At 71.0% G+C, this 23,487-nt stretch carries 20 protein-coding genes and 1 tRNA gene; 4 read left to right on the top strand and 17 right to left on the bottom strand.

What is annotated here, in order from left to right; translation table 11 throughout:
* Positions 1–51: 51 nt before the first annotated feature.
* The 4 genes from IG86_RS0103165 to IG86_RS0103180 all read right to left on the bottom strand — a co-directional run bounded on the left by IG86_RS0103165 (position 52) and on the right by IG86_RS0103180 (position 2,912).
* Positions 52–124, bottom strand: a tRNA-His gene (locus IG86_RS0103165).
* 105 nt (positions 125–229) lie between these two features.
* A complete protein-coding gene (orn, locus tag IG86_RS0103170; protein ID WP_030818947.1) occupies positions 230–832 on the bottom strand; it encodes an oligoribonuclease in 603 nt (200 codons plus the stop codon).
* Between the two features lie 105 nt (positions 833–937).
* Positions 938–2,110 carry a helix-turn-helix domain-containing protein gene (locus tag IG86_RS0103175; protein ID WP_030655537.1) on the bottom strand — a complete coding sequence of 391 codons (1,173 nt, stop codon included), beginning with the start codon at positions 2,108–2,110 and terminating at the stop codon, positions 938–940.
* Between the two features lie 376 nt (positions 2,111–2,486).
* The gene (locus IG86_RS0103180) at positions 2,487–2,912 is read right to left on the bottom strand and encodes a hypothetical protein (RefSeq protein WP_385872802.1); all 426 of its coding nucleotides are present in this window, start codon (positions 2,910–2,912) and stop codon (positions 2,487–2,489) included.
* A gap of 323 nt (positions 2,913–3,235) precedes the next feature.
* On the opposite strand from IG86_RS0103180, the gene IG86_RS0103185 reads away from it, so the two are divergent.
* Together IG86_RS0103185 and IG86_RS0103190 are read left to right on the top strand one after the other, a co-directional pair.
* Positions 3,236–3,769 carry a universal stress protein gene (locus IG86_RS0103185; RefSeq protein ID WP_030655530.1) on the top strand — a complete coding sequence of 178 codons (534 nt, stop codon included), beginning with the start codon at positions 3,236–3,238 and terminating at the stop codon, positions 3,767–3,769.
* A 98-nt stretch (positions 3,770–3,867) separates the two neighbouring features.
* Positions 3,868–4,437 carry an acetate uptake transporter gene (locus IG86_RS0103190; RefSeq protein ID WP_030655527.1) on the top strand — a complete coding sequence of 190 codons (570 nt, stop codon included), beginning with the start codon at positions 3,868–3,870 and terminating at the stop codon, positions 4,435–4,437.
* A gap of 85 nt (positions 4,438–4,522) precedes the next feature.
* Here IG86_RS0103190 and glmS read toward each other — a convergent pair whose 3' ends face one another.
* The 3 genes from glmS to IG86_RS0103205 all read right to left on the bottom strand — a co-directional run bounded on the left by glmS (position 4,523) and on the right by IG86_RS0103205 (position 7,672).
* The gene (gene glmS / locus IG86_RS0103195; RefSeq protein ID WP_030655524.1) at positions 4,523–6,340 is read right to left on the bottom strand and encodes a glutamine--fructose-6-phosphate transaminase (isomerizing); all 1,818 of its coding nucleotides are present in this window, start codon (positions 6,338–6,340) and stop codon (positions 4,523–4,525) included.
* Positions 6,341–6,411: 71 nt separating this feature from the next.
* On the bottom strand, positions 6,412–6,687 hold the full coding sequence (locus tag IG86_RS0103200; protein ID WP_030025937.1) for a hypothetical protein: 276 nt from the start codon (positions 6,685–6,687) through the stop codon (positions 6,412–6,414).
* Positions 6,688–6,784: 97 nt separating this feature from the next.
* Positions 6,785–7,672 carry a DUF4429 domain-containing protein gene (locus IG86_RS0103205; protein WP_030818959.1) on the bottom strand — a complete coding sequence of 296 codons (888 nt, stop codon included), beginning with the start codon at positions 7,670–7,672 and terminating at the stop codon, positions 6,785–6,787.
* A 52-nt stretch (positions 7,673–7,724) separates the two neighbouring features.
* Here IG86_RS0103205 and IG86_RS0103210 point away from each other — a divergent pair, with 52 nt between their 5' ends.
* A complete protein-coding gene (locus tag IG86_RS0103210) occupies positions 7,725–9,314 on the top strand; it encodes a beta-N-acetylhexosaminidase (RefSeq protein WP_030818961.1) in 1,590 nt (529 codons plus the stop codon).
* Positions 9,315–9,483: 169 nt separating this feature from the next.
* Here the strand turns inward: IG86_RS0103210 and IG86_RS0103215 are convergent, their stop codons facing one another.
* The 10 genes from IG86_RS0103215 to IG86_RS0103260 form a co-directional block, all read right to left on the bottom strand.
* Positions 9,484–11,265, bottom strand: a complete 1,782-nt coding sequence (locus IG86_RS0103215; RefSeq protein WP_030818963.1) for an IucA/IucC family protein — start codon at positions 11,263–11,265, stop codon at positions 9,484–9,486.
* Positions 11,262–11,849, bottom strand: a complete 588-nt coding sequence (locus IG86_RS0103220; protein WP_030818965.1) for a GNAT family N-acetyltransferase — start codon at positions 11,847–11,849, stop codon at positions 11,262–11,264. Before IG86_RS0103220 ends, IG86_RS0103215 begins: the two co-directional genes overlap by 4 nt.
* Complete coding sequence (locus IG86_RS0103225) at positions 11,846–13,147, bottom strand: lysine N(6)-hydroxylase/L-ornithine N(5)-oxygenase family protein (RefSeq protein WP_030818967.1); 1,302 nt, start codon at positions 13,145–13,147, stop codon at positions 11,846–11,848. Before IG86_RS0103225 ends, IG86_RS0103220 begins: the two co-directional genes overlap by 4 nt.
* Complete coding sequence (locus IG86_RS0103230; protein ID WP_030818968.1) at positions 13,131–14,621, bottom strand: pyridoxal phosphate-dependent decarboxylase family protein; 1,491 nt, start codon at positions 14,619–14,621, stop codon at positions 13,131–13,133. The genes IG86_RS0103225 and IG86_RS0103230 overlap by 17 nt, the downstream gene beginning before the upstream one ends.
* A 147-nt stretch (positions 14,622–14,768) precedes the next feature.
* Positions 14,769–15,668: a siderophore-interacting protein gene (locus IG86_RS0103235; RefSeq protein ID WP_030818969.1), complete on the bottom strand. Its 900-nt coding sequence runs from the start codon at positions 15,666–15,668 to the stop codon at positions 14,769–14,771.
* Positions 15,669–15,777: 109 nt separating this feature from the next.
* Positions 15,778–16,818, bottom strand: a complete 1,041-nt coding sequence (locus tag IG86_RS0103240; RefSeq protein ID WP_030818970.1) for an ABC transporter substrate-binding protein — start codon at positions 16,816–16,818, stop codon at positions 15,778–15,780.
* A gap of 148 nt (positions 16,819–16,966) precedes the next feature.
* Positions 16,967–18,127: an acyl-CoA dehydrogenase family protein gene (locus IG86_RS0103245; RefSeq protein WP_030818972.1), complete on the bottom strand. Its 1,161-nt coding sequence runs from the start codon at positions 18,125–18,127 to the stop codon at positions 16,967–16,969.
* Positions 18,128–18,134: 7 nt separating this feature from the next.
* Positions 18,135–19,052 (bottom strand): hydroxymethylglutaryl-CoA lyase, encoded by a 918-nt coding sequence (locus IG86_RS0103250; RefSeq protein ID WP_030818974.1) that lies wholly within the window; start codon positions 19,050–19,052, stop codon positions 18,135–18,137.
* 11 nt (positions 19,053–19,063) lie between these two features.
* Positions 19,064–21,121 (bottom strand): acetyl-CoA carboxylase biotin carboxylase subunit, encoded by a 2,058-nt coding sequence (locus IG86_RS0103255; protein ID WP_030894527.1) that lies wholly within the window; start codon positions 21,119–21,121, stop codon positions 19,064–19,066.
* A gap of 16 nt (positions 21,122–21,137) precedes the next feature.
* Positions 21,138–22,754 (bottom strand): carboxyl transferase domain-containing protein, encoded by a 1,617-nt coding sequence (locus IG86_RS0103260; protein WP_030818977.1) that lies wholly within the window; start codon positions 22,752–22,754, stop codon positions 21,138–21,140.
* A gap of 112 nt (positions 22,755–22,866) precedes the next feature.
* On the opposite strand from IG86_RS0103260, the gene IG86_RS0103265 reads away from it, so the two are divergent.
* Positions 22,867–23,445 (top strand): SACE_7040 family transcriptional regulator, encoded by a 579-nt coding sequence (locus IG86_RS0103265; RefSeq protein WP_030818978.1) that lies wholly within the window; start codon positions 22,867–22,869, stop codon positions 23,443–23,445.
* The last annotated feature ends 42 nt before the right edge of the window (positions 23,446–23,487 follow it).

The following is a 23,487-nucleotide window of genomic DNA, read 5'->3' on the forward strand; positions in this document are numbered from 1 at the left end:
GAACATGCAGAAGGCCCCGGTCCGCTTCCGCGGATCGGGGCCTTCCCACAGGGTGAGTGACGGGACTTGAACCCGCGGCCACCTGGACCACAACCAGGTGCTCTACCAACTGAGCTACACCCACCATGTCCGGTCGAAACCGACCGGCCGAAGAAAAGGGTACAGGGTCCGGGAGGGTGCTCGCTCCACCCTTTTCCCGCACCCCCCTCCGGAGGGCCGGCGCGCGGACCTACGCGCCCGGCGCCGTGTGCTTGGCCGCGATGCTGCGGGCCGTGTCCGAGTCGGGCCCGGGCTGCGGCACGAAGACCGCCTCCCGGTAGTAGCGCAGCTCGGTGATGGAGTCCTGGATGTCCGCCAGCGCCCGGTGGTTGCCGTTCTTCGGGGGGCTGTTGAAGTAGGCCCGCGGGTACCAGCGGCGCGCCAGCTCCTTGACCGAGGACACGTCCACGATCCGGTAGTGCAGGTAGCTCTCCAGGGCGGCCATGTCGCGCAGCAGGAAGCCGCGGTCGGTGCCGACCGAGTTCCCGCAGAGCGGCGCCTTGCGCGGTTCCTTCACGTGCTCCCGCACGTACGCCAGGACCTGCGCCTCGGCGTCCGCGAGGGTGGTTCCTCCGGCCAGCTCGTCGAGCAGGCCGGAGGCGGTGTGCATCTCGCGGACCACGTCGGGCATGGTCTCCAGGGCCGCGTCCGGCGGGCGGATCACGATGTCCACGCCCTCGCCGAGCACGTTGAGCTCCGAGTCGGTGACCAGTGCGGCCACCTCGATAAGTGCGTCGTCCGTCAGCGAGAGCCCGGTCATCTCGCAGTCGATCCACACCATGCGATCGTTCATGTGTCCCACCTTATGCGGTCCCTTGCGGAGCGGACCGCATATGCGGAAGGTCCCCCGTCGGCGGTGACCGACGGAGGACCTTCGCTGTCGTACCCGTTGTGGGGGTTACGCGTGTTCGCGCAGGACCCGGCCCGGGGCGTACAGCTCCGTGACCGTGGGACCCGCAGCGGCCAGGGCCGCCGCCGCCCGGTGGGGCTGCGGAGTGCGCTGGTGCGGAACCGGCCCGCCGGAGATCTCCGAGACCTGTGCCACGTCGGCCTGCGGGCGGCGTGCCCGGTAGGCGGAGCGGTACGCGGCCGGGGAGGACCCCAGCTGCCGGCGGAAGTGACCGCGCAGGGCGACCGGCGAGCGGAACCCGCAGCGTCCGGCGACCTCGTCGACCGAGTAGTCGGAGGTCTCCAGCAGCCGCTGGGCCTGCAGCACCCGCTGCGTGATCAGCCACTGGAGCGGCGCGCTGCCGGTGAGCGAACGGAACCGCCGGTCGAAGGTACGCCTGCTCATGTAGGCGCGGGCGGCGAGGGTCTCCACGTCGAACTGCTCGTGGAGGTGTTCCAGCGCCCAGGCGACGACCTCGGCCAGCGGGTCGGCACCGATCTCCTCCGGCAGCGACCGGTCGAGGTAGCGCTCCTGTCCGCCCGTGCGGCGCGGCGGCACGACGAGCCTGCGGGCCAGGGCCCCGGCCGCCTCGCTGCCGTGGTCGGTGCGCACGATGTGCAGGCACAGGTCGATTCCGGCCGCCGTGCCCGCGGACGTGAGCACATCGCCGTCGTCGACGAACAGTTCGCGCGGGTCGACGTGCACGGACGGGTAGCGCTTGGCCAGCGTCGGCGCGTACATCCAGTGCGTCGTCGCGGGCCGGCCGTCCAGCAGACCGGCGGCCGCGAGCACGAAGGCCCCGGTGCACAGTCCGACGATCCGGGCCCCCTCCTCGTGCGCCAGACGCAGTGCGTCGAGCGCCTCCGGAGGCGGCGGTGAAGTGATGGAGCGCCAGGCGGGAACGACGACCGTGCCTGCCCGGGCGATCGCCTCCAACCCGTATGGCGCGGTCAGTTCGAGTCCGCCGGTGGTCCTGAGCGGACCGTCCTCACCGGCGCACACGAGCAGTCGGTAGCGTGGAACTCCCGCGTCCTGCCGGTCAATGCCGAACACGGATAGTGGAATGGAGCTCTCGAAGATCGGTCCGCCGCTGAAGAGCAGCACCGCGACGATCTCCCTGCGGCGACGCCCCGCGAGCTTCCGGCCGGCGTCTGCGACGACGGCGGTGGAATCCTGGCTCATGGCGCTAAGCCCCCCTTGGGTGTCGCGACTCCTTGGTCTGGTCGCACCTGCACGTTTCCCCTCGGCCTTGCACGTGGATCCCCCGCCGTAAATACATGATCGAATCTACTGCGTCCCGTGGTGTCGGCGTGACAAGTTCAGCACGCAGCGCTATGTCGACTTCTCAACTTGGCGAAAAGCATTCGATCAGGAAGCGTTCCACTCCGCTACCCGGGTGGGAAGCGCGGATCGCGCCTGTGGCCAGTACCCGTAGGGCCAAAACGCCCCCCGGCGAATGTCGTCGCTGGTGGTGGGGGGGTCGGTGGGACATTCCGGCAAGGTGGGCACCCTGCCGGGAAGTTGGCTGAAAACGTGCGGGTGTGGGTGTGCGAATGAGTCAGTCGTGCGGGGAGGCGGAGTCGGAGGTGCGGCAGCCCCGGCGGCCCGGGGTGCCACCGCGCGAGTGCCGCCGGCGGTGTGCGGACGCGGGGCGCTCCCGCGCGCGGACGCGGGCCGCGGCCCGTTCCGACTGCCGCAGCAGGACCAGGCAGGCGGCCGTGACGGCGAACAGGCCGAGGGTGGCCAACGCCGCCCCGCCCAGGGTCGTTCCGTAGACGACGAGGACCACCGGGACGAGCAGACAGCTGAAGGCGGCCCAGCGCACGACGTCACCCGCGGGGTCGTCGTGCGGGCGGCCGGAGGGCTGCACGGACGGGTGAAGCGGCTGACGCGCAGAGGCGGCGAAGTGCGCGCCCGGGTCGGGGAAGTGGACGGACTGGGTCGGCTGAGCTGGCTGGTCGGGGTGAACCGGATGGCCGGGCACGGCGTACTCCCTGCGGGCTCTTCCTGAACGGTCGGACGCATGTCCAACGCCGCTCGGCGGGGCTCGGTCACTGCGCGCACGGGTGGCAACTCCCCGCTGCCGTCACTGGCTGTAGGGGACAGCGGCCATTGCCAAGGCGCGCTCGCTCCGGCATGCTCCCTGGGACGCTCTCCAAGTGCGGCAAGCCCTGTGCAGGACAGGAGTGTCGCCGTACCCTGGTGGGTATGGGCTTGGGAAGATGCTTCCCGGACAGAGCTCCGTCACACTGCGTCGCCGATATCGCCCCTGTTGCTTCCTCCAAGGACCTCTTCGCCGAGACACCCATGGCCGGTCACGAATTCTCCGAACCCGCGGACCGCAAGCGCAAACGGCTCGCCGACCCCGCGTCGGCCGCCGAGCTGCGCGCGGTGGAACAGACACGCTCGCCCTGCGACCCGGCCTTCCGGCACGGCGTCGTCGTGGGATTCGACGGATCCACCTCCAGTGAGCGCGCGCTCGCCTACGCGATCGGCATGGCCCGCCGCTCCGGATCCGGTCTGATCATCGTCCATGTCGCCAACCGGCTGCCCACCACCGTGTGGGCCGGCTGCGAGCCGCCCGTCTTCGTGGACGTACCGGACCACCGCACCGAGGTGCTCGGGCTGGAGCTGGCGTGCGCCGACTACCTGGCGGAAGTGCCGTGGATCCTGGTCGAGCGCGGCGGTGACATCTGCCATGAGCTGGAGGAGGTCGGCCGGGAGTATTCGGCCGACGCCATCGTGGTCGGCTCCACGCACGGGATCGTCGGCCGGATCTTCGGCTCGGTGGCCGGCCGACTCGCCAAGCGCGCACAGCGACCGGTTGTTGTCATTCCGTGACCGGCTGTTAAGCCGATTGTGCGGTTGTGCCCCCGTGTAAAGGGTAGATAAATGCTGCTGGGACGCAGCAAACAACTGCAGATCGAAGGGAGCCCGCCGTGGACAATGGTGTCTCTGCGGGAAGCACGGCCTCGACTTCGACCCTCGGGAACATCGCCCTGGGTCTCACCCTTCTCGCATTCGGTATCGGCCACACCGGTGTCATCGACGGCGTGTCCGCTGCCAGCTCCGTGTCGCTCGCGATGTACGTCGGCGGCGCCGCCCTCTTCCTCCTCGGCCTCGTGGAGTACCGCGGCGGCAACGGATTCAACGGCACCGCGTTCGCGGGCCTCGGCATCTTCTGGTTCACGTGGGCCAAGGGGGCCGGCGGTTCTGCCTCCGACGAGGCCGCCGGAACGTTTCTTGTCCTGTTCGCCATGCTCGCGCTGACCCTCACGGTCGCCGCCGCGAGCGGCCTGTTCAGCCAGGGCGTCTACGCCCTGCTGACCCTCTCCCTCGTCCTGCTGGCCATAGCCTCGTTCATGGACAGCGGCGGGCTGGCCAAGGCGGGCGGCTGGGTCGCCGCCGTCTCCGGACTGCTGGCCTGGTACGGGGCCACCGCGGCCCTGGCGCACTGGCCGATGGCCGTCGGCAAGGCCGGGCGGAGCGGCGCGGTCGCCGCGAGCTGAGCGGCCGCGGGCTGAGCGGAACGCGGAGAGCCCCCGTGCGCGGTGCGCACGGGGGCTCTCCCGTGTCCGGTGAGCGCCGGGGCTGCTACTCGACGGTGACCGACTTCGCCAGGTTGCGCGGCTTGTCGATGTCCCGGCCCATGGCCAGGGCCGTGTGGTACGCCAGCAGCTGGAGCGGGATGCCCATGAGGATCGGGTCCAGCTCGTCCTCGTTCTTCGGGACCACGATGGTGTGGTCCGCCTTCTCCTGCTCGCGGTGGGCGACCGCGAGGATCCGGCCGCTGCGGGCCTTGATCTCCTCCAGCGCCGCGCGGTTCTTCTCCAGCAGGTCGTCGTCCGGGACGATCGCGACCGTCGGCAGCGAGGGCTCGATCAGGGCCAGCGGGCCGTGCTTGAGCTCGGAGGCCGGGTAGGCCTCGGCGTGGATGTAGGAGATCTCCTTCAGCTTGAGGGAGGCCTCCAGCGCCACCGGGTAACCGCGCACCCGGCCGATGAACATCATCGACTTGGCCTCGGCGAACTCGGCCGCGAGCTTCTTGATGTCCTCTTCGCCGTCGAGGATCTCCTGGATCTGCGCGGGCAGCTTGCGCAGGCCCTCGATGATCCGCTTGCCGTCGGTGACCGACAGGTCCCGGATGCGGCCCAGGTGCACGGCGAGCAGCGCGAAGGCCACGACCGTGTTGGTGAAGCACTTGGTGGAGACGACGCAGACCTCGGGGCCGGCGTGCACGTACACGCCGCCGTCGGCCTCGCGGGCGATCGCGGAGCCGACCACGTTGACGACGCCGAGGACGCGGGCGCCCTTGCGCTTGAGCTCCTGCACCGCCGCGAGCACGTCGTAGGTCTCACCCGACTGGGAGACCGCGATGTAGAGGGTGTCGGGGTCCACGACGGGGTTGCGGTAGCGGAACTCGGAGGCCGGCTCGGCGTCCGCGGGGATGCGGGCCATGCCCTCGATGAGGCCGGCGCCGATCAGGCCCGCGTGGTACGAGGTGCCGCAGCCCAGGATCTTGACCCGGCGGATGCCGCGCGCCTCGCGCGGGTCCAGGTTCAGGCCGCCCAGGTGGACCGTGTTGAAGCGGTCGTCGATCCGGCCGCGCAGCACGCGGTCGACCGCGTCGGGCTGCTCGGAGATCTCCTTGTGCATGTAGGTGTCGTGACCGCCCATGTCGTAGGAGGCGGCCTCCCACTCCACGGTCTCCGGGGTGGCGTTCGTCGTCGTGCCGCTCGTGGTGTACGTGCGGAAGTCGTCGGCCTTCAGGGTGGCCATCTCGCCGTCGTTCAGGGTGACGACCTGGCGGGTGTGGGCGATCAGCGCGGCGACGTCGGACGCGACGAGCATCTCCTTCTCGCCGATGCCGAGGATGACCGGCGAGCCGTTGCGGGCGACGACGATGCGGTCGGTGAAGTCGGCGTGCATCACGGCGATGCCGTAGGTGCCGTCGATGGCCTTGACGGCCTCGCGGACCTTCTCCTCCAGGGTGTCGGCCTGGGAGCGGGCGATCAGGTGGGTGATGACCTCGGTGTCGGTCTCGGACGCGAAGACGACGCCCTCGGCCTCCAGCTTGGCGCGCAGCTCGGCGGCGTTGTCGACGATGCCGTTGTGGACGACGGCGACCTTGTTCTCCGGGTCCAGGTGCGGGTGCGAGTTCACGTCGCTCGGGGCGCCGTGCGTGGCCCAGCGGGTGTGGGCGATGCCGGTGGTGCCGGCGAAGCGCTTGGGGACCCGGGCCTCCAGGTCGCGGACGCGGCCCTTGGCCTTGACCATCTTGAGCGCGCCGGCCTTCGGGCTGTTCACGACGATGCCCGCGGAGTCGTACCCGCGGTACTCCAGCCGCGCCAGGCCCTCCAGCAGCAGCGGTGCCACATCACGCTTTCCGATGTAACCGACGATTCCGCACATACGGTCTTGCCCCTCCTGAAGTTCGGTTCGTGTACCCGTCACCCGCCCGCGGCCGCGCCGGCCGCGGCCGGTCAGCCGTAGACGATGCGGCGCAGCTGTCGGAGCGAGAGCTCCGGAGGCGCCACGGCGCGGTGCGGCAGCTCGGCCGCGATCCGCTCGAAGATCTCCGCGTTCACGGCTCCGCCGGCCTGCAGTTCACGGTGGCGGCGGCGGACGAAGTCCTCCGTCGTCTCGTCGAAGTAGGCGAGCACGTCGAGGACCACCCGGGCCGCTTCGCCCCGCTGCAGCGAGGTGCTGCGCACCAGGTGTTCGACGAGATCGTCATAGGACGGGCGGCGGTCGAGCACCCGTAGATATTGACTGCTCCAGCCGCCCAACGCAAAGATCCTGCCCGATTCCGGGCAGGATCTCTCTGGTCTGGACCAGTGGAATGGATGCATCCGGTTAGAATCTACGCAAAACGGCCTGCTTGGCTGCCGCGAACTCATCGGCCGTGAGCACCCCCGTCTGGTGGAGCTCGCCCAGTTCCCGCAGCCGTCGCAGCAGCGCGTCGTGGTCCTCCGCGACGCCGACCGCCGGCGCGGCGAGCTCCTTCGGAGGGGCGTCCTCGACGGGCCGGTCCTGCGCCGGCGCCGCCGGGTGCGGCAGCCGCATCGCCACCGCCGCGGCGACCAGCGCCATCAGCGGGTCCTTCTTGAAACCGAACAGCTCCACCGTGTGCGGGTCGTACTTGGGCGCGGCCGGCTGCGGGGCGCCCGCCAGACCGAAGCGCAGCCAGCCGTTCTCGAGCCCCTTGGCCGGGGCCCACTCCACGGTCCGCAGATCCGTGACCCGGAACTCGCGCGGCCCGCCGGAGCGCTTGGCCTCCTCGGTCGTCCAGTTCCACTCCAGCGCGACCCGGTCGCCGTCGAAGGTGACGGTCCCGTCGCCCGCGCCCACCGCTATCGGCACGCTGGGACCGGGCAGCAGATAGGTCTCCGACGGACCCGGATCCACCTGATCCAGCAGCAGGGCGTTGCGCACCTCGTCCACGAAGTACTCCGCGACCCCCGTCCGGTCCGGCTCCACGCTCAGCCGGTACGGGTCGGAGGCCTCCGGCAGCCGTCCGCCCGTCACCTGGGTCAGCGGGTCGGCCCCCTCCCGCAGCCGCAGGCGCAGCCGTCCCGCCTTGCGGCCCGGCTCGTAACTGATCCCCGCGAGCGCGTGCAACGGCACGAGCACTTCGCCCAGGGTCTGCCGCAGCAGGCCCACCCCCTTGTCGCGGCCCGGCACGATGCGCACCGCGTCGCCGTCGAACGTCCAGGTTCCGTCCTTCTGGATGATTTCCGCCATTCGGCGATTCTCCCACCGCACAGGACGGGCCAGTTGGCCTATACCTGGGCACATGAGAGTCCTGCGACGCGCGCTCGGTACCCTCCTCGTCCTCGGTGCCGTCTCCTGCACCGCCGCCCACGGCGACGACGCGAGTGCCGGCGACGACCCGCCCGCGGCCCTCGCCCCCTTCGAGCGGCTCCTGCCGGCGCCGGTCTCCGCGCGTGCCGAGGGCCCCGGCTACGCCTTCGGGCCCGGCACGGTCATCCGTACGGGGCCGGGCGCGGGCGAGGAGGTCCGCCGGGTGGGAGAGCTCCTCGCGGAGCAGCTGCGCGGGCCGAGCGGACTGCCGCTGCCGGTCGTCGACGGGGCCAGGGGCGACGGGATCCGGCTCAGGATCGACGGCCGGGGCGGGGAGGCCGGCGATCCGGACGACGAGGGCTACCGGCTGGAGTCGGGGCCGAGCGGTGTCGACCTCGTCGCGCGGACCCCGGCGGGTCTGTTCCGCGCGGGCCAGACCCTGCGTCAGCTGGTGCCCGTGGCCGGGCCCGGGACGGTGCCGGGCGGCACGGTCACCGACCGGCCGCGGTTCGCCTACCGGGGCGCGATGGTGGACATCGCACGGCACTTCTTCACGGTGGAACAGGTGAAGAGGTACGTGGACCAGCTCGTCCAGTACAAGGTCAACGCGCTGCACCTGCACCTCACCGACGACCAGGGCTGGCGCCTGGCGATCGACTCCTGGCCGCGGCTGGCGCAGTACGGCGGCGCGAGCGAGGTCGGCGGCGGCCCCGGCGGACACTGGACGAAGCAGGAGTACCGCGAACTGGTGGCCTACGCGGGCGAGCGGTACGTGGACGTCGTCCCGGAGATCGACATGCCGGGGCACATGAACGCGGCGCTGGCCTCCTACGCCGAGCTGAACTGCGACGGGAAGGCGCCCCGGCGGTACACCGGGACCAAGGTCGGCTTCAGCTCCCTGTGCGTCGGCAAGGAGCGGACCTACGAGTTCGTCGACGAGGTGCTCGGGGAGCTGGCCGAGCTGACGCCCGGCCGCTACCTGCACATCGGCGGCGACGAGGCGCACGCGACGCCGGCGGCCGACTACGCGGCCTTCATGGACCGGGCGCAGGAGGTGGTGGGCCGCCACGGGAAGACGGTGGTGGCCTGGCACCAGCTGGCGTCGGCGCGGCCCGCGGCCGGGGCCGTGCTCCAGTACTGGGGCCACGACAAGACCTCCGCCGCGGACCGGTCGGCCGTGGCGGCGGCCGCGAAGGCCGGGCACCCGCTGATCCTGTCCCCGGCGGACCGGGTGTACCTGGACATGAAGTACGAGGCGGCGACGAAGCCGGGACTGGCGTGGGCCGGCTACGTCCCGGTGGCACGGTCCTACTCCTGGAACCCGGGCGCCTACCTGGCCGGGGTGCCGGAGTCCGCGGTGCTCGGGGTGGAGGCCCCGCTGTGGACGGAGAACGTCGCGACGCGGGCCGAGTGGGAGCTGATGGCGTTCCCGCGGGTGCTGGGCCTGGCGGAGCTGGGCTGGTCCCCGGCGGCCGCCCTCGACTGGACCTCGTACAGCCGCCGCCTGGCCGCCCAGGCCCCCCGGCTGGACGCGCAGGACATCACCTACCACCGGGCCCCGGACGTTCCGTGGTCGCGGTGAGCGGAAGGCCCTCGCGCCGGAGGGCCGGAGGGGCCGGAGGGGCCGGAGAGGCCGGAGGGGCGGGGACGTGACCGCGAAGAGGGCCGTCTGACGTCGCGGTCACGCCCTCACACCGGCGGGACGGGGCGGGTGCCGAGGGACCGTGTCGACACCCGCCCCGCCCCGTGTCTCACCGTCGGGCGAAGGGCGCGACGGGGTTCTTGAGGTTGCCGACCAGCTGGAGGGCGGCGGACGGGTCGGAGAGGTCGACCATCTGCTTGTTGTTGCGCAGCTGGAGGCGGTTGAGGCAGGACAGCTGGAACTCCTCCGCGAAGAAGTCGTAGCGCTCGAACTTCTCGGCGAGGGCCGGCATGGACTCCTGGTAGTCGTGGGCGCAGTCGGCCACGGCCCGCCAGAAGGTGTCCTCCGTGCAGATGCCCTCGGTGACGAGGATGGAGGACAGGAAGCGGAAGAAGCAGTCGAAGACGTCCGTGAAGATCGACAGCAGCTTCATGTCCTCCGGGACGTCCGCCCGGATCCGCTCGACCGCGGGCGGCAGCACCGCGTCCGCGTCCATGATGACGATCTCCTCGGCGATGTCCTTGAAGATCGCGCGCTGTACGACGCCGTCCTTGATGACCAGGATGGTGTTCTCGCCGTGCGGCATGTACGCGAGGTCGTACTGGTAGAAGCAGTGCACCAGCGGCAGCAGGTAGGCCTTCAGGTACGGCTTCAGCCACTCGGCCGGGGTGAGGCCGGACTCCTCGATGAGGGCGCCGACGAACGACTTGCCCTCGGCGTCCACGTGGAGGAGCGAGGCCATGGTGGCCAGGCGCTCGCCGTCCCCGAGGGAGTTCACGGGGGACTCGCGCCACAGGGCCGCCAGCATCTTGCGGTACGGCGAGTAGCGGTCGGTGGCGCGCTCGTACTGCAGGTGCCGGTAGCCGATCGCCGCCCGCTCGCGGATGATCGAGAAGTCGACGGCCCGCAGGACCTCGTCGGACTCGATCAGCTGGTGGAGCCAGTCGTTGATGGCGGGGGTGGCCTCCATGTAGGCGGCCGAGAGGCCCCGCATGAAGCCCATGTTCAGGACGGAGATGGCCGTCTTGACGTAGTGCTTGGTCGGGGTGGTGGTGTTGAAGAACGTACGGATCGACTGCTGCGGGAGGTAGGCGTCCTCGCCCTCGCCGAGCAGGACCAGCCGGCGGTTCGCGATCTCCGCGGCGAAGGTGATCGTGGTCTTGTTCCACCACTGCCAGGGGTGGACCGGGAAGAGGAGGTAGTCCGCCGGGTCCAGGTCCAGGGTGCGCAGTTTCGCCGCGAACAGCTCGACCGCCGCGTCGCCCAGCTCGGCGCGCATGAAGCTGTCGTGCTCCAGGCCGGCGCCCGCCGTGAAGGTGGCGACGTCCTTGTGCGCGGCGGCCCAGATCAGGTGCACCGGGCTCGCGGCCTCGGGGGCGTACGCGTGGTACTCGTGCACGCCGAAGCCGAGCCGGCCGTTGTTGGCGACGAAGCAGGGGTGGCCCTCGGTCATGCCGGTCTCGATGTCCTGGAAGGAGGACTTCGCCAGCACGTCGGCGGAGATCTGCGGCTTGGTGTACTTGAAGGCCGAGCCCGCCAGGGTGGAGGAGATCTCCTCCAGGTAGACCGGCAGGACCTCCGCGCTCAGCCCCAGGGTCCGCTGGAACTCGATGTGGAAGTCGAGGGCGTCCAGCGGCAGCGACTCGCCGTCCCGCAGCCGGGTGATGGCGGCCTCGTCCACCGCCCAGTGGTCCAGGACCTGCCGGGTGGCCTCGAAGTGGTACTCCACCGCACCGTCGTCGGAGACGACCGAATAGCGGTCGCCGCCGAGGGACACGGGGGTCAGGAGGCGCTCGTGCGCGAACTCGGCGATGGCCTTGCGGACCAGGGCGCGGTTGGCGCGGGCCCACAGCTCGGGGGAGAGGTGGGAGACGGCGTCGGAGAGGCTCATATCGACACCCCCTGGGTGATGCCGGTGGCGGCCTCGAACTGCGCGCGGGTGCAGAAGCTCAGCAGCGCTTCCTTCTCCGGCTTGGTGACGCGGCGCTCCGGCACGAAGCCGACGGCCTCGTTCAGGGCGTGCACGGCGGTGTTGGCGACGTCCGGCTCGACGACGACGCGGACGGTCGCCGGATCGGCGAACACCGCGGCCATGACGGTGGTGATGACCGCGCGGGTGAACCCGTGCAGCGGCCGGTCGCTGGGCGCGACGAGGAAGTGCATGCCGACGTCGCCGGGCTGGGCCTCGTACAGGCCGACCAGCTCCAGCTCGCTCGGGTCGTACGTCTCCATCAGGAAGGCCGGGCGGCCCTCGTGCAGGCCGATGTAGGCCTGGTGGTGTTCGTGGGCCGTGATGCGCATGTACTCGCGCTCCACGTCCGGCAGAGAGGCGTCCTGCATCATCCAGAACGAGGCCTTGGGGTGCGTGACCCAGCCGTGGAGCAGCTCCGCGTCGGCGAAGGGATCCAGGGGGCGGATCGCGAAGTCCCCGAGGACGGAGTCCGTCCGGGAGTAGAGGGTGTCGGTGGTGCTCATGCGTGGGTGCCTTCCGGGGCGGCGAACTGCTGGAACGCGATGGACTTCTCGACCTTGTAGTACTCGCGGCCGAGCAGCTCACCGACGATGTACGCGTTGCGGTAGGCGGCCATGCCCAGGTCGGGGGAGGTCAGGGAGTGGTTGTGGGTGGTGCCGTTCTGGAGGTACACCCCGCGGCCCGTGGTGTCGACGCTGTAGTTGCGGGCGGCGTCCAGGCGCCCGCGGCCGTCGAAGTTCAGGCGGTCCCGGACCGGGTTCAGGAAGTCGGGGGTGCGGTACTTGTAGCCGGTGGCGAGGACCAGGCCCTCGGTGGCGAGGGAGAAGTCCCGCTCCTGCTCCTCCTGGCGCAGCCCGAGGGTGTAGGTGCCCGTGGTGGTGTCGTACGCCGTGCTGTTCAGCGAGGTGTTGGTCAGCAGGGTCGTCGGCACCGCGCCCGGCATGGAGATCTTCTTCTGGTAGAGCAGGTCGAAGATGGCGTTGATCAGGTCGCCGTCGATGCCCTTGAAGAGGTTCTTCTGCTGGGTCTCCAGCCGGTAGCGGGTGTCCTCCGGGAGGGCGTGGAAGTAGTCCACGTACTCGGGGGAGGTCATCTCCAGCGTCAGCTTGGTGTACTCCAGCGGGAAGAAGCGCGGGGAGCGCGTGACCCAGTTGAGCTGGTAGCCGTACACGTCGATCTCGGCGAGGAGGTCGTAGTAGATCTCCGCGGCGCTCTGGCCGGAGCCGATCAGGGTGATGGACTTCTTCTTCTGCAGCTCCGCCTTGTTCGGCATGTAGGCGGAGTTGTGCAGGAAGTCGCCGCCGAGGCCGGCGCAGGCCTCAGGGACGTACGGCGTGGTGCCGGTGCCCAGGACCAGGCGGCGGGCGCGGTGGGTCTCGCCCTTGTCGGTGCGGACCTCGTACAGGGCGGCGGCCTCGTCGTAGGTGACCTCGGTGACGGAGGTCGAGTACAGGACGTTGTCGAGCCGGTCGGCGGCCCAGCGGCAGTAGTCGTTGTACTCGGCGCGCAGCGGGTAGAAGTTCTCCCGGATGTAGAAGGAGTACAGCCGGTCCTGGTCCTTCAGGTAGTTCAGGAAGGAGAAGGGCGACGTCGGGTCGGCGAGGGTGACCAGGTCCGACATGAAGGGCGTCTGGAGGTGCGCGCCGTCCAGGAACATCCCCGCGTGCCACTCGAAGTGCGGCTTCGACTCGATGAACAGGCCGCTCAGCTCGTCGATCGGCGCGGTCAGGCAGGCCAGTCCCAGGTTGAAGGGACCGAGGCCGATGCCGATGAAGTCGTGGGGCTCAGTGGTGGACGGCAAGGGATTCTCCCAGGAACTGCTCGGCGTGTGCGGCGAGGAGGTCGAGGACGGCTGCGATGTCGGCCGTCGTGGTCTGCGGGTTGAGGAGGGTGAACTTCAGGTACTGCTTCCCGTCCACCTTGGTGCCGGCGACGACGGCCTCGCCGGAGGCGAAGAGCGCCTTGCGGGCGTGGAGCTGGGCCTCGTCGAGGAGTTCTGCGGGGACGTCGTCGCCGGGCAGGAAGCGGAAGACGAGGGTGGAGATCTGAGGTTCGACGACGACCTCGAAGCGCGGGTCGGCGGTGATGACGTCGTAGCCGGCGGCGGCGAGGTCGATGACCTGGTCGAAGAGCGAGCCGACGCCGTCGGCGCCCATGATGCGCAGCGTCATCCAGAGCTTGAGGGCGTCGAAGCGACGCGTGGTCTGGATGGACTTGTCGACCTGGTTGGGGATCCGCTCCTCTGCCATCCGCCGCGGGTTGAGGTAGTCCGCGTGGTACGTGGCGTGCTTGAGGGTGTCGCGGTCGCGGACCAGCATCGCGCTGGAGCTGACGGGCTGGAAGAACGACTTGTGGTAGTCGACCGTGACCGAGTCGGCGTGCTCGATGCCGTCGAGGAGGTGCCGGCGGGTGGGGGAGACCAGCAGTCCGCAGCCGTAGGCGGCGTCCACGTGCATCCACGCGGAGTGCTCGGCGGTCAGGCGAGCGATCTCGGGGAGCGGGTCGATGGACCCGAAGTCGGTGGTGCCGGCGGTGGCGACGACGGCCATGGGGAAGAGGCCCTCGGCGGCGCAGTTCTCCAGCTCCAGCGCGAGGACGGAGGTGTCCATGCGGCGGTTGCGGTCCACGGGCACGGAGATGACGGCCTCGTAGCCCAGGCCCAGCATGGCGGCCGACTTCTGCACGCTGAAGTGGCTGGCCTCGGAGGTGAAGATGCGCAGCTTCGGGAGGAGTTCGGCCTTGGTCAGGCCGATCCCGGCGTCCATGGCGCGCTTCATGACGATGCGGCAGGCCTCGTCGCGGGCCAGCAGCAGGGCGTGGAAGTTGGACTGGCTGCCGCCGGAGGTGAAGATGCCGTCCGCGTTCTCCCCGAGGCCGATGCGGCGCGTGGTCCAGTCGATGAGGCGGCGCTCGATGAGCGTGCCGCCGATGGACTGGTCCCAGGTGTCGAGGGAGGAGTTGACGGCTGCCATGACGGCCTCGCCGACCACCGCGGGGATGACGACCGGGCAGTTGAGGTGGCCCAGGTAGCGCGGGTGGTGGAAGTAGACGGCGTCGCGGAGGTAGACGTCCTCCAGCTCGGCCAGCGCGGCGGAGGAGTCGCCGAGCGGGGTGTCGAGGTCGATCCCGTTGATGACCGGGGCGAGTTCGTCGACGGATATGCCGGTGTGGGGCCGTTCGGTGGTGGCGAGCTTGGCGGCGACGCGGTCGACGCCCTCGGTGACAGAACGGCGGTAGATATCCGCGGTCGTCTCGTTCAGCAGATGCTGGCGCATCAACTTTCCTCCGGGCAGGGGGGAGAAGGGGAGGGTGGGGTGTGTGATGTTTAGGTTAGCCTAACCTAACAAAATGGCCAAATGAAGATGGGCCCTGGTTTCGACCAGGGCCCATCTCGAACTGCTGTGGAGGGAAGGGGGAGCTGACTACAGCTCGGAAGCGGGGTCCTCGCTGGGAGCCTTGCCCGCGTACGCCTCGGCGAGGAGCTGCTCCTCGCTCGCGCCGAGCCGCCAGTAGCCGGTGAAGCGCACCGAGCGGCGGTCGACGGATCGTTCCTGCACGAAGTGGCGGCGCACCGCGCGCACCGTGCCCGCCTCGCCCGCCAGCCATGCGTACGGGGCCGCCGCGGCCGGCGGCCGCGCCGAGCGGACCGCGTCCAGCACCCGGGCGGTCCGCTCCCGGTCGTCGCCCTCGCGCACGATCCACGTGATGTCCGCGTCGGCGAGCGTGTCGAGTTCGAGCCGGTCGTCCTCGTGCGGGACCTCGAACCAGGCCCGGACGCGGGTGCCCGCGGGCAGCCGGTCCAGGATCCCGGCCGCGGCCGGCAGGGCGGTCTCGTCCGCGTACATCCAGACCGCGTCGGTGCCGGCCGGGGGCTGGAAGCGCACGGACTTGTTCTCGGCGACGGCCGGGCCGATGGCCAGGATCCGGCGGCCGGCGCTCGCGCGCCCGGCCCAGTGGGAGGCGGGGGACGAGTCCCCGTGCAGGACGAAGTCGATGTCGACCTCGACGGCTCCCCGGTCGTCGCGGCGCTGCTCGCGCACGGTGTAGGAGCGCATCACCGGCCGCTCGGCCTCCGGCATGCCGCGCCAGGCGGTGAACCAGGTGTCCTCGTCCGTGGACGGCAGCACGGTGTGCTCCACGCCGGACGGGGGCAGGAAGAGCGACAGGCTCTGGTCGAAGCCGCCCGAACGGAAGTCCGCGAGGGTCTCCCCGCCGAAGGTGACCCGCAGGAACGAGTGACCCAGACGGCGCGTACGCAGCACTTCGAGCGCGAAGAAGCGGAAGTGCGAGGCGGCCGGGGTGTCGGACGCGGTGACGGTCATGCGGAAGGTCCCCCCTGGAACTCGGTACGGCCTGAGGCGGGTCCAGGGCGTGTCCGCGTGGACACGCCCTGGGAGCGGGCGCCCGGGGTCACCGGGCGCCGCGCGAGGGTCAGGCGACCTTCTTGGCGTTCTGGATGGCCTTCGCGAGGTCCTCGAGGATCTGCGCGCACTTGTCGTACGAGAAGATCGGCTCGGTGGTGCGCGGGGCGACCTGGCCGGCCTTCACGGCGGGCATCTCGGCCCAAGTGGCCTTGGCCTTCAGCTCCTCCGGCTGCAGGGTGCCGGTGCGGTTGTCGAGCAGGACCAGGTCGGCCTTGTACTTGCCGGCGTTCTCCCAGCTCAGGCTCTCGAAGAAGCCGCCCTCGTCGAGCTTCTCGGGGGTGACGAACTCGACGCCGAGGGTCTTGAAGTACTTCAGGTCGGCGGAGGTGTCCGGGGTGGAGGCGTAGAACAGGTCGGCGGAGCCGGAGCCGACGAGGACCTTGATGCCCGGGTTGGCCTTGGTGGCCTCGCGGACCTTGGCGGCGGCGGCCTCGAAGCGGGCCTTGCCGTCGACGGCGGCCTTGGCGTTCATGTCGGCGCCCAGCGACTTGGCGAGGTCCGCCGTGCGCTCCAGGGCCTTGTCCATGGAGACGTTGCCGCCCACGCCGATCGCGGCGGCCGGGGCCAGCTTCAGGATCTTGTCCTTGGAGGCCTCGGGCACGTACCAGTACGAGCCGTCCCAGGTGTTGGTGACGAGCAGGTCGGGCTGGAGGGAGGCGTACTCCTCGACGTTGAACTCGTCGTAGACGTTGCCGATGATCTTGACCTTGGAGATGTCCATCGAGCCGGCCTGGACGTCGGGCTTGCCGTCGGCGGTCTTGGTCGGGCCGAAGACGCCCTTGACCGGGACGCCGTAGTCGTGCAGCGCGGCGGCGGTGCCGGTGAACGCGACGATGTTCTTCGGCGTGGACTTGGTGCTGACGTCCTTGCCGAGGTCGTCCTTGAAGGTCCAGGGACCGGAGGACGCGGCGGCGGTGCTGCCCTTGTCGCCGTCACCCTTCGCCGAGTCGGTGCCTCCGCAGGCGGCGAGCACGGCGACGAGGCCGAGGGCGCCGCCCGCGGCGACGAAGCCGCGACGGGTGAAGGAGAAGTTGCGGGACTTGGGCATAATCGATGTCCGTTTTCGTGCGTACCGGGGCGGCCACCAGCGTGCCGTTCGTGGGGAAGGTTAGCCTAACCTTGGCCGAAAACGGTAAGGGGGCCCTAAGTTTTCTCCGGACCCCCTCACGCCACCCGCGCCCGCACGGGCGTGCGGACTAGCCCGCGAAGCCCAACTCGCGTGCGATCAGCATGCGCTGGACCTCGCTGGTGCCCTCGCCGATCTCCAGGATCTTGGAGTCCCGCCACATTCGAGCCACCGGGTACTCGTTCATGAACCCGTAGCCGCCGTGGATCTGCGTCGCGTCACGGGCGTTGTCCACGGCCACCGTCGAGGAGTACAGCTTCGCGATCGCCGCCTCCTTCTTGAACGGCTCCCCGGCCACCAGGCGGGACGCCGCGTCGCGCCAGCCGATGCGGGCCATGTGGGCGCGCATCTCCATGTCGGCCAGCTTGAACTGGATGGCCTGGTTGTCGCCGATCGCCTTGCCGAAGGCGTGCCGCTCCCTGGCGTACTTCACCGACTCGTCCACACAGCCCTGGGCGAGGCCCGTGGCGAGCGCGGAGATGGCGATCCGGCCCTCGTCCAGGATCCGCAGGAACTGGGCGTAGCCGCGGCCCTCCTCGCCCACCAGGTTGGCCAGCGGGACCCGTACGTCGTCGAAGGACAGCTCACGGGTGTCCGAGGAGTTCCAGCCGACCTTGGAGTACGGGGCGGCCACCGTGAAGCCCGGGGTGCCGGACGGGACGATGATCGAGGAGATCTCCGGGCGGCCGTCCGCCTTGCGGCCCGTCACGGCGGTGACCGTGACCAGACCGGTGATGTCCGTACCGGAGTTGGTGATGAAGCACTTCGAGCCGTTGATGACCCACTCGTCGCCGTCCTTGACGGCGGTGGTGCGGGTGCCGCCGGCGTCCGAGCCCGCGCCCGGCTCGGTCAGGCCGAAGGCGCCCAGGACCTCGCCGGAGCACAGCTTCGGCAGCCACTGCCGCTTCTGCTCCTCGGTGCCGAAGAGGTACAGGGGCATCGCGCCGAGCGAGACCCCGGCCTCCAGGGTGATGGCGACGGAGGAGTCGACGCGGGCCAGCTCCTCCAGGGCGATGCCGAGGGCGAGGTAGTCCCCGCCCATGCCGCCGTACTCCTCCGGGAAGGGCAGGCCGAACAGGCCCATGCGGCCCATCTCGGCGACGATCTCGTAGGGGAACTCGTGCCGCTCGTACAGGTCGCCGATCTTCGGGGCGACCACGTCGTGGGCGAACGCCTCGACGGTACGGCGGAGTTCCTCGTGCTCAGGGGTGAGCCGGTGGTCGAGGGACATGGTGTGACTACTCCTTGTGGGAGAGGGCGCGGACGGTACGGGAGGGGCTGGGGCGCCCCAGCCGTTCGGCCATCCACACGCTCGTGGCGGTGAGGGCGGCCAGGTCGACCCCGGTCTCGATGCCGAGACCGTCGAGCATCCACACCAGGTCCTCGGTCGCGAGGTTGCCCGTGGCGCTCTTCGCGTACGGGCATCCGCCGAGGCCGCCCGCGGAGGCGTCGACGGTGGTGACGCCGTGCTGGAGCGCGGCGAGGGTGTTGGACAGGGCCTGGCCGTAGGTGTCGTGGAAGTGCACGCCGACGCGGTCGGTGGGGACACCGGCCTCGTTCAGCGCGGAGAGCAGGGCCTGGACATGGCCCGGGGTGGCGACGCCGATCGTGTCGCCGAGGCTCAGCTCGTCACAGCCGAGGTCGAGCAGGGCCTTGGCCACGGAGACGACCTGGTGCACCGGCACGGCGCCCTCCCAGGGGTCGCCGAAGCACATGGACAGATAGCCGCGCACGTGCGCCCCGCCCTGCCGGGCCCGGGCCACGACGGGCTCGAACATGGCGAGGGACTCGGCGACGGTGCGGTTGAGGTTGCGGGAGGCGAAGGTCTCCGTGGCCGAACCGAACACCGCGATCCGGGTGGCCCCGAGGGCGAGCGCGCGGTCCAGGCCGCGCTCGTTCGGCACGAGGACGGGCAGGGCCGCGTCCACGTCGGCGAGCAGCGGGAAGAGCTGCTCGGCGTCGGCGAGCTGGGGCACCCACTTGGGGTGCACGAAGCTGGTCGCCTCGATCGTGCTCAGGCCGGCGGCGGCCAGGCGGTGGACGAACTCCGCCTTGACCTCCGTGGGGACGGCCGTCTTCTCGTTCTGCAGGCCGTCGCGGGCGCCGACCTCGTGGATGCGGACCCGGGCCGGCAGGCCGGGGGCCGGGACGTTCATGGGCAGCCCGATCACGCGTCCTCCTCCTCGTCCGGGGTGACGACGGCCAGCACCTGGTCCATGGCGACGGTGGTGCCGGGAGAGACGTCCAGCTCGGTGACCGTGCCCGCGTGCGGGGCGGAGATGACGTGCTCCATCTTCATCGCCTCGACGACGAGCAGGCTCTGACCGGCCGTCACCTTGTCCCCGACGGCCACCTTGACGACGGTGACGGTGCCGGGCATGGGGGCGGCGAGGGTGTCGGCCCCCGCGCTCGCCGCGCCGTGAGCGGCCACCGGGTCGTGGCGCTGGACGTGCCAGGAGTCGGCGTCGCGGCCGAGCCAGGTCCCCTCCGGGGAGGTGGCGTGGCTGAAGCGGTGGGTGACGCCGTCGAGTTCGATGGTCAAGTGGTCGGCGGTGCGGACCGCGATCCGGGCTCGCGCCGGTGCGCCGGGGCTCTGCCCCGGACCCCGCGCCTCAATCGCCGGCGGGGCTGAATCCGCCCCGGCGAGGTCGGAAACGAGGACCTCGGTGTCCCCGCCCAGGGGGCGGGTACGGACCTCCACCGGGTCCTGGCCCGGGAGGCGGAAGTGGTGGACGGTCCAGGCGGGGGTGCCGCCCAGGCGCCAGCCGCTCGCGGCGTCGAACGGGTCGGTCCACCCCGTCGCCCGCTGCTCCGGCGCGGTGCCCGCCAGCAGCGCGGCCGCCGCGTACACCTCGGCCGGAACCCCCTCCGGGAGGAGCCCCGCGAGGTCCCGCTCGACCAGCCCCGTGTCCAGGTCCCCGGACACCACGTCCGGATGGGCCAGCAGCCTCCGCAGGAAACCGGCGTTGGTCTGGACGCCCAGGATCACGGTGTCGGCGAGAGCGGCCCGCAGCATGCGCAGCGCGGCCGGCCGGTCCGGGCCGTGGACGATGACCTTCGACAGCATCGGGTCGTACGTCGAGCCCACCGGCACGCCCGCCGTCAGGCCCGAGTCCGTACGGACCGCACCGCCCGACGGCTCCGACAGGGCCAGGACCGTACCGCCGGACGGCAGGAAGCCGCGCGCCGGGTCCTCCGCGCAGACGCGTGCCTCGATGGCGTGCCCGGTCAGCCGGACGTCGTCCTGGGTGACGGGCAGCGCCTCGCCGGAGGCGACCCGCAGCTGGAGTTCCACCAGGTCCAGGCCGGTGATCAGCTCCGTCACCGGGTGCTCGACCTGGAGGCGGGTGTTCATCTCCATGAAGTAGTAGGAGGACGGGTCGCCGCCGGGGACGATGAACTCCACCGTGCCCGCGCCGACGTAACCGCAGGAGCGGGCCGCGTCCACGGCCGCCGCGCCCATCGCCGCGCGGGTCTTCTCGTCGAGCAGGACCGAGGGGGCCTCCTCGATGACCTTCTGGTGCCGGCGCTGCAGGGAGCACTCGCGCTCGCCGAGGTGCACGACGTTGCCGTGGGAGTCCGCCAGCACCTGGATCTCGATGTGCCGGGGCCGGTCCACCCACCGCTCCACCAGGAGGGTGTCGTCGCCGAAGGACGAGCGGGCCTCGCGGCGGGCCGCCGCGATCTCCTCGGCCAGCACCGCCTCGTCGCGTACGAGCCGCATGCCCTTGCCGCCGCCGCCCGCCGAGGGCTTCAGCAGGACCGGCATGCCGATCTCCGAGGCGGCCGCGACCAGTTCGGCGTCGGTGAGGCCGCTGCCCGAGGAGCCGGGGACCACGGGCACGCCCGCCGCCTTCACCGTCTCCTTCGCGCGGATCTTGTCGCCCATGAGGGAGATGGCGGAGGCGGGCGGCCCGATGAAGGCCAGTCCGGCGTCCGTGCAGGCCTGCGCGAAGACGGCGTTCTCCGCGAGGAAGCCGTAGCCGGGGTGGACGGCCTCGGCGCCCGTCCGCTTCGCGGCATCCAGCAGCCGCTCCACCGACAGGTAGCTCTCCGCGGCCGCCGCCGGGCCGATCCGGACGGCCGTGTCCGCCTCCCGTACGTGGCGGGCGTCCGCGTCCGCGTCGCTGAAGACGGCCACGGAGCGGATGCCGAGCTCCCGCAGGGTGCGGATGACCCGGACCGCGATCTCGCCGCGGTTCGCGACCAGAACAGTGCTGAACATCAGTGAGGTCCTCACGTCACATACGGAAGATGCCGAAGCCCGAGTCGCCCAGCGGGGCGTTCGCGCACGCGGTCAGGGCCAGTCCCAGCACCTGCCGGGTCTCCATGGGGTCGATGACCCCGTCGTCCCACAGCCGCGCCGTGGCGTAGTAGGCGTTGCCCTGCTCCTCGTACTGGGCGCGGACCGGGGCCTTGAAGGCCTCCTCGTCCTCGGCCGGCCACTCCTGGCCGGCGCCCTCGATCTGGTCGCGCTTGACCGTCGCGAGGACCGAGGCGGCCTGCTCGCCGCCCATCACGGAGATCTTGGCGTTGGGCCACATCCACAGGAAGCGCGGCGAATAGGCCCGCCCGCACATCGAGTAGTTGCCGGCGCCGTACGAGCCGCCGACCACCACCGTCAGCTTCGGCACCCGGGCGCAGGCCACGGCCGTGACCATCTTGGCGCCGTGCTTGGCGATGCCCCCCGCCTCGTAGTCGCGGCCGACCATGAAGCCGGAGATGTTCTGGAGGAAGAGCAGCGGGATGCCGCGCTGGTCGCACAGCTCGATGAAGTGGGCGCCCTTCTGGGCGGATTCGGCGAACAGGATGCCGTTGTTCGCGATGATGCCGACCGGGTGGCCGTGGATCCGGGCGAAGCCGGTGACCAGCGTCTGGCCGAACTCGGACTTGAACTCCTGGAAGCGGGAGCCGTCCGTGATCCGCGCGATGATCTCGCGGGCGTCGTACGGGGTGCGGGAGTCGACCGGGACCGCGCCGTACAGCCCGGCCGGGTCCACCTTCGGCTCCTCCGGGGCCTCGACCGACCAGGGCAGGGCCCCGCGCTCGGGCAGGGTCGCCACGATGTTCCGCACGATCCGCAGCGCGTGCGCGTCGTCCTCCGCGAGGTGGTCCGTCACGCCGGAGACGCGGGAGTGGACCTCGCCGCCGCCGAGCTCCTCGGCCGTGACCACCTCGCCGGTGGCGGCCTTCACCAGCGGCGGACCGCCGAGGAAGATCGTGCCCTGGTTGCGGACGATGACGGCCTCGTCGCTCATCGCCGGTACGTACGCCCCGCCCGCGGTGCAGGAGCCGAGGACGGCGGCGATCTGCGGGATGCCGGCGCCCGACATGCGCGCCTGGTTGTAGAAGATGCGGCCGAAGTGCTCCCGGTCGGGGAAGACCTCGTCCTGCATCGGCAGGAAGGCGCCGCCCGAGTCGACCAGGTACAGGCAGGGGAGACGGTTCTCCAGCGCCACCTCCTGGGCGCGCAGGTGCTTCTTGACGGTCATCGGGTAGTACGTGCCGCCCTTGACGGTGGCGTCGTTCGCGACGATCACGCACTCGCGGCCGCTGACCCGGCCGATGCCCGCGATGACTCCGGCGGCGGGGGCGGAGCCCCCGTACATGCCCTCGGCGGCCAGCGGCGCCAGCTCCAGGAAGGGGGAGCCCGGGTCGAGGAGGGTGTCCACGCGGTCGCGCGGTAGGAGTTTCCCGCGGGCGGTGTGGCGGGCGCGGGCCTTCTCGCCGCCGCCGAGCCGGGCCGCGTCGAGCCGGGCGCGCAGGCCCTCGGTCAGCTCGCGGTGGGCGGCCTCGTTGGTCCGCCAGGCCTCGGACGCCGGGTCCGCGGCGCTCGTCAGCACTGGTGCCTGCTGCATCGGTCGAGCTCCCTTGCTCGTTCCACTTGCTCGGTACACGTTGTTAATGAGCGTTAACGCTTCTGCGCATTAGGTTAACGACCGCTAACGGCCCTGTCTAGAATGGTTTCCCATGAGCACCAGAGCGGCCGCCCCGACCCGACGCGAGCAGATCCTCAGCGAGGCCGCCCGCCTCTTCGCCGCGCGCGGGTTCCACGGCGTAGGCGTCGACGAGATAGGGGCCGCGGTGGGCATCAGCGGCCCCGGCCTGTACCGGCACTTCGCGGGCAAGGACGCCATGCTCGCCGAGCTGCTCGTCGGCATCAGCGAACGGCTGCTCACCGGCGGCCGCCACCGGGTCGCGGAGGCGGCGGGCGACCCGGGCCGGGTCCTGTCCTCCCTCATCGACGGGCACATCGACTTCGCGCTCGACGACCGGGCGCTGATCACCGTGCACGACCGGGAGCTCGACCGGCTGCGGGAGGCCGACCGCAAGCTCGTCCGGCAGCTCCAGCGCCAGTACGTGGAGCTGTGGGTGGAGGTCGTACGGGAACTGCACCCCGAGGTGGGCGAGGCGGAGGTACGGGTCGCCGTGCACGCGGTCTTCGGCCTGCTCAACTCCACCCCGCACCTGGCGGCCCTGGGCCGGGAGGCGACGGAGTCGCTGCTGCGCCGCCTGGCCCACGGGGCGTTCGGGGCGCTGTCGGCATGACCCGGGGCGTCCGCCGACCGGAATGGACGCGCCGCCTCCGGC

The sequence above is a fragment of the Streptomyces virginiae genome (assembly GCF_000720455.1).
GTDB classification, from domain to species: Bacteria; Actinomycetota; Actinomycetes; order Streptomycetales; family Streptomycetaceae; genus Streptomyces; species Streptomyces virginiae.